This is a genomic window from Flavobacteriales bacterium (genome assembly GCA_013214975.1).
GTDB lineage: Bacteria > Bacteroidota > Bacteroidia > DT-38 > DT-38 > DT-38.
In genome coordinates this window covers 1-4672 of sequence record JABSPR010000125.1, presented here as the reverse complement: position 1 = coordinate 4672, position 4672 = coordinate 1, and the positions used below count along the sequence as shown (strand labels likewise).

At 35.0% G+C, this 4672-nt stretch carries 6 protein-coding genes; all 6 read left to right on the top strand.

The annotated features are described in order from the left end of the window. Positions 1-656 (top strand): Mrp/NBP35 family ATP-binding protein (locus HRT72_04690; GenBank protein ID NQY67004.1); only part of this gene is annotated, 656 nt, incomplete at its 5' end. A 44-nt stretch (positions 657-700) separates the two neighbouring features. Continuing rightward, positions 701-934 (top strand): NifU family protein, encoded by a 234-nt coding sequence (locus HRT72_04685; protein ID NQY67003.1) that lies wholly within the window; start codon positions 701-703, stop codon positions 932-934. Between the two features lie 202 nt (positions 935-1136). Beyond that, on the top strand, positions 1137-1424 hold the full coding sequence (locus HRT72_04680; GenBank protein NQY67002.1) for a hypothetical protein: 288 nt from the start codon (positions 1137-1139) through the stop codon (positions 1422-1424). Between the two features lie 103 nt (positions 1425-1527). Continuing rightward, complete coding sequence (locus tag HRT72_04675; protein NQY67001.1) at positions 1528-2289, top strand: hypothetical protein; 762 nt, start codon at positions 1528-1530, stop codon at positions 2287-2289. A gap of 77 nt (positions 2290-2366) precedes the next feature. Beyond that, complete coding sequence (locus tag HRT72_04670) at positions 2367-3176, top strand: hypothetical protein (GenBank protein NQY67000.1); 810 nt, start codon at positions 2367-2369, stop codon at positions 3174-3176. Between the two features lie 283 nt (positions 3177-3459). Then, a complete protein-coding gene (locus HRT72_04665) occupies positions 3460-4464 on the top strand; it encodes a hypothetical protein (GenBank protein NQY66999.1) in 1005 nt (334 codons plus the stop codon). Positions 4465-4672: the final 208 nt, after the last annotated feature.

The window sequence follows — 4672 nt, the reverse complement described above, 5'->3', positions numbered from 1 at the left end:
TAGATGCCGACATTTACGGCCCCTCAGCACCAATTATGTTTAATGTTCAACATGAAAGTCCAAAGCCCATAGAAATTGACGGTAAAAACATGATGCTCCCAGTTGAAAGTTATGGCGTTAAAATATTGTCTATTGGTTTCTTTACTGCACCAGATCAAGCAGTGGCATGGAGAGGCCCAATGATTACCAAAGCCTTAAACCAAATGTTTTTAGAAACACATTGGGGTGATCTCGATTACATGATTATCGACATGCCTCCAGGAACAGGCGACGTTCATTTAAGTATGGTACAACAGGTTCCTTTAACCGGAGCTGTTATCGTTACAACGCCACAAGACATTGCTTTAGCGGATGCCAAAAGAGGTGTAACTATGTTTGGAATGGATACTATAAATGTTAAAGTATTAGGTCTAGTTGAAAACATGGCATATTTCACTCCTGCAGAATTACCAGATAATAAATATTACATCTTCGGACAAGAAGGCGGTAAAAAATTAGCGGAGCAATTGAAAATTCCTTTATTAGCTGAAATCCCATTAATTCAAAGTATCCGAGAAGCGGCAGACGCAGGAAGACCTGCTGCACTTCAAGAAAACACATTCTCATCAAAAGCATTTAGGGATCTTTGCGACAATGTGTTAAAACAAATAAACTAGTTCGGAGCTAATTCGTAACTTTAGTAAATACTAGTTGGTAACCAATGGATGAAACAAGACAGAAAATAGAAGATGCCATTAATAGGTATCGTCCGTTCTTGCAAAAGGACGGTGGAGACGTCCGATTTATTGGGATAACTGCCGATAATGTTGTTAAAATAAACTTGATTGGTGCGTGCCGCGATTGTGGGATGAGTCCCTCTACACTCTTCGGATTAGAAGAGGCAATCAAAAAAGCTGTGCCTTCAGTAAAGTCTGTTGAAACACTTAAAGAATAGAATAATATCTGTTCGAAATTCGTTACCAGACTTCACTATCGCTTAAATTATTCCTATCATATAGCATACCTCTCCACTCTGCTTCGACTTTCACAAGTTGTTAATTACTAAGTAATTAATGTTGAAAACTATGATTAGGCCCTCTTCAATATTGGTCTATTTATAGCGTAAATTCACAACTTAATAGCTAACAACGCATGTAATGAGAGCTCAAAAAAATTGGAGTGAAACTAGATTACTAGGCAAAGCCAAATACGTTTTTCGAAACGGGATTTTGGCTTGGGGAATACCTTCTGTTTTAGCATTTATTATCTTAATTGGATTTACAAATGGGGGAACCTTTTTTGAATCTTCTACTTATTTAACCAACTCTTTTCTTTTCAAATTATTTACAGTAATTACTACATTTTCATTTGTTGGTTACTTTCTAGGTATGTGGACATGGATAATGAATGAGAAGAGTTTTTCTGACAATTCAACTATTGCCTAGTTATAATTTAATTTCCAAAAGGTATTTACTGTTAGTACTACTAATAACACCTTCACTATTGCACGCGCAACAAACTTCGTACAGTCAACAAGAATTGTATGTAATGCTCGGCATAGATACCATTCTAAGCGAACAAGGCATGTACAGTTCAATGTCGGTCTTAAATTCTGAAGGATACAACAAAACCAAATTCGTGTATTGTGATAATGGTAACATATTACTTCAATACGCTTACTCTGACGATGGAATAACTACTTGCACAAAAAAATTCAAATGCGATGAAGCCGGAGTTTTGCTCAGCGAAACTATTTCTTCCCATAAAAAAGACAAGTTCCTTAAAACAGTTATTCAAAACGATAAAAAACAACCGCTTTCAAATACTGCCTTCGACAAAAAAGGACAGATCAAAACCATAAAATACTACGACAAAAAAGGAAAACTAAGTCACTCACAAGATTACATTTACGATAAGAATAATCGATTTAAAACAGTGATTAATCGTAATTCCAAGAACAACATAGTATTAAAAGAAATCACGGAACTGGATAAAAATGGCAAAGAAAAGAGTTCCTCTGTTTTTGAAAATGAAATAAAGAAAACTACGATCGAATTTGAATACGACGAATTTGAAAATTTAAAACGCAAGATAGAATTAGGCTACCCTGATAAGAAAATGAAAAATGAATCGCTATACTTTTACAGCACGGCTTACAAATTGGATAGTACCAAACAATACTTTGGTGCCTACCCTGAAAAATACACTTCAACCGTTTTGTTTTATGACGACAAGGGATTGAAAAAGAAAGAAGTTAGAACCGATCGTCGCAATCAAAAAGTAGCCGTAACTCACTTCAGGTATCAATAGAACTAACTCTTGCGTAGCAAGCTGAATTATACTAAATTCATGTTCCATTAAAAAAATAAAACTCAATCAAACGCATTATGAAAGATTTAAAAGCTCTTCTGGTATTATGTACACTTTATGCTATAATTGGAAGTTCGACGCAAGCTGGCGAAAAAGCAAAAACATCTTCTTCAGAAGAAACTAAAGAAGTTAAGACATCGCAAACTCTACAAAGAGGTCACTATGTAACAGATCCGCGATTCACAAAAGTTGACAAAAACTATTATGGCGAAAATTATTTATCTATGCTGTTAAGATTCTACAACGAAGAACAGTCTGGGTATGTTGGTCTAGTTTGGCATTCAAAAAAATATACGAATGAATACGAAAGAGAAAGAGTAGAACTTCTTGCAAGAATTGAAGCATTTTCTGGCAGCTCTATCTACCCTTTAATCTTAAAATATGACTTACACCCAGATCCGTACGATGTTGTTGCTACTGCAGGTGAGTCTTGGGGAAGAGACCTGGATACAAACGACTTCAAATCATTAATGGATGTTGTTGCTGCTTGGGGACATTACATAGCTGAATTTGAAGCAATCTACGAACTAGCTCCCAAGGAGGATTTACCTCTTTTAAAAATGTTAACGCTGCACGAGCCATTATCAATTGCGTATGCAGATCTTGAAATAGCTGGCAAGAACGGAATGGATACTTTGGCAGCCTATATGGATGCCCAAAGAGGAGCACTAAAATCCTGGATTGCTGATAACCCAGATTACATGACTGAAAACGGGCCAACAGAATACCATACAGCAGAGCCAAATCGAAATGAAGTTCATAAAGGATATTATTTCATGTGGTTAATAGAAGAGGCAGAGGCGGCAGCAGCCGAAGCGGCCAAATAAACCCACTAATTCTTTCGGAACAAAAAACATTCTATTAAATGCAGTATTGCTACATGGCAATACTGCATTTTTTTTGATTCTAAAGTATTTCAAGTAGTCCAAATCAAGTAAATTTGATGCGTTAAACAAATCGTCGATTAATTGATGACGAAAACCAAGACACCTGAAAAATCATAGTTTACCCATATTCTATCTCCTAATAATTCTAAGTTCTCTTTTCTCAACTCAAGTTGGAGCTCAAGGAAACAAAACAGATTTCGTAATCCTTTTTTCAGGAACTAAAGTGAACCATTTCAAAGTAGATTACGTCAAGAAATTTCGAGACATATATCTCATGGGAGATGAGAATAAATACGATATCGATAATATAAAATTTTATCAAACTGGCAATTTTTACATGGCCAATTTAAAAAACTACCTTAATGGTGGATCAAATGAATTTGCCCTTAATGTTGAACGAGGTAAAATAAATTTATTTAGAGAAGGTAAAAACAAAACACCACTGGATAATGCAAAGCGGAAATTAGGACTCGCTACCCCTCCTTTAATTAACTACTATTTCTGTAGAGGAAACCTAGATATTCAATTAGTTAAACCTAAAAATATCAAGTCAATTCTTAGCGATGACCCAATAGTTAGGAAGCAATTTTCTAAGTATCGAGGATGGAGAATGTTCAGTAAGTTTTTCAAACTAAGCGCTAGTGTGGCAAGTGCATATGGCGTTTACAATTTGTTTATGGCGTTTAAAAATGGTGTTGGGCCAAGCGACATTCTATCTGGCAATACAGACAAACCCATTATAATGCCTTTCATCGCATCCTTTGGAATTCAAATATTCGATAACACAATTTTTAATCAATTTGTATTGCCTAGACAGATTGAGAATACGGTTAGATTACACAATGGGCATGAGCCTATAAAAAGAAAGAAACAGACAACAGAATTAAGCAAATCGGATATCGTTAGTAATGAATTGCAAAAGCAACCAACTGACAAATTATATTCTGCTTATTACAAACGAGTTCTTGGCATGGAGTCTCGATTTGAATTTATTGAAGTCGATTTAAAAAAGACTACCTACGCATCGGGAGATATTAAATGGATTGGCATTAAGGCCAAGCATCGTTTTGGGGCAGATGAAAATTACTCGTATAAAATTGGTGCATGGAACCATATATCCGAAAATGGACGAATTAAAGAAGTAGTTAACTACGACTTAACAGAAAAGAAGCCAATGAATTTATTATTTACTGGCTCCCTAAAATGGAAAACAATCCTTATAATTTAATCCATTTTTCTACTTCTCAATATGAAGAAATGGCCAAATTAAAGATAACACCTACACCAGAAACAATCATTCGAGTTATGATGCTATTTAAACCTCTAGATAACCCAATATCAATAAAAAAACAAGATCTTTCATCATATAAAAAAGATGGTGTTATTATTATAGAATCATCTTTGGGAGTATATCCATATATAGGTTCATATAAATT

Coding starts and splice junctions, on each gene's coding strand:
- HRT72_04685 (NQY67003.1), top strand. CDS start 701: ATGGATGAAACAAGACAGAAAATAGAAGATGCCATTAATAGGTATCGT.
- HRT72_04680 (NQY67002.1), top strand. CDS start 1,137: ATGAGAGCTCAAAAAAATTGGAGTGAAACTAGATTACTAGGCAAAGCC.
- HRT72_04675 (NQY67001.1), top strand. CDS start 1,528: ATGCTCGGCATAGATACCATTCTAAGCGAACAAGGCATGTACAGTTCA.
- HRT72_04670 (NQY67000.1), top strand. CDS start 2,367: ATGAAAGATTTAAAAGCTCTTCTGGTATTATGTACACTTTATGCTATA.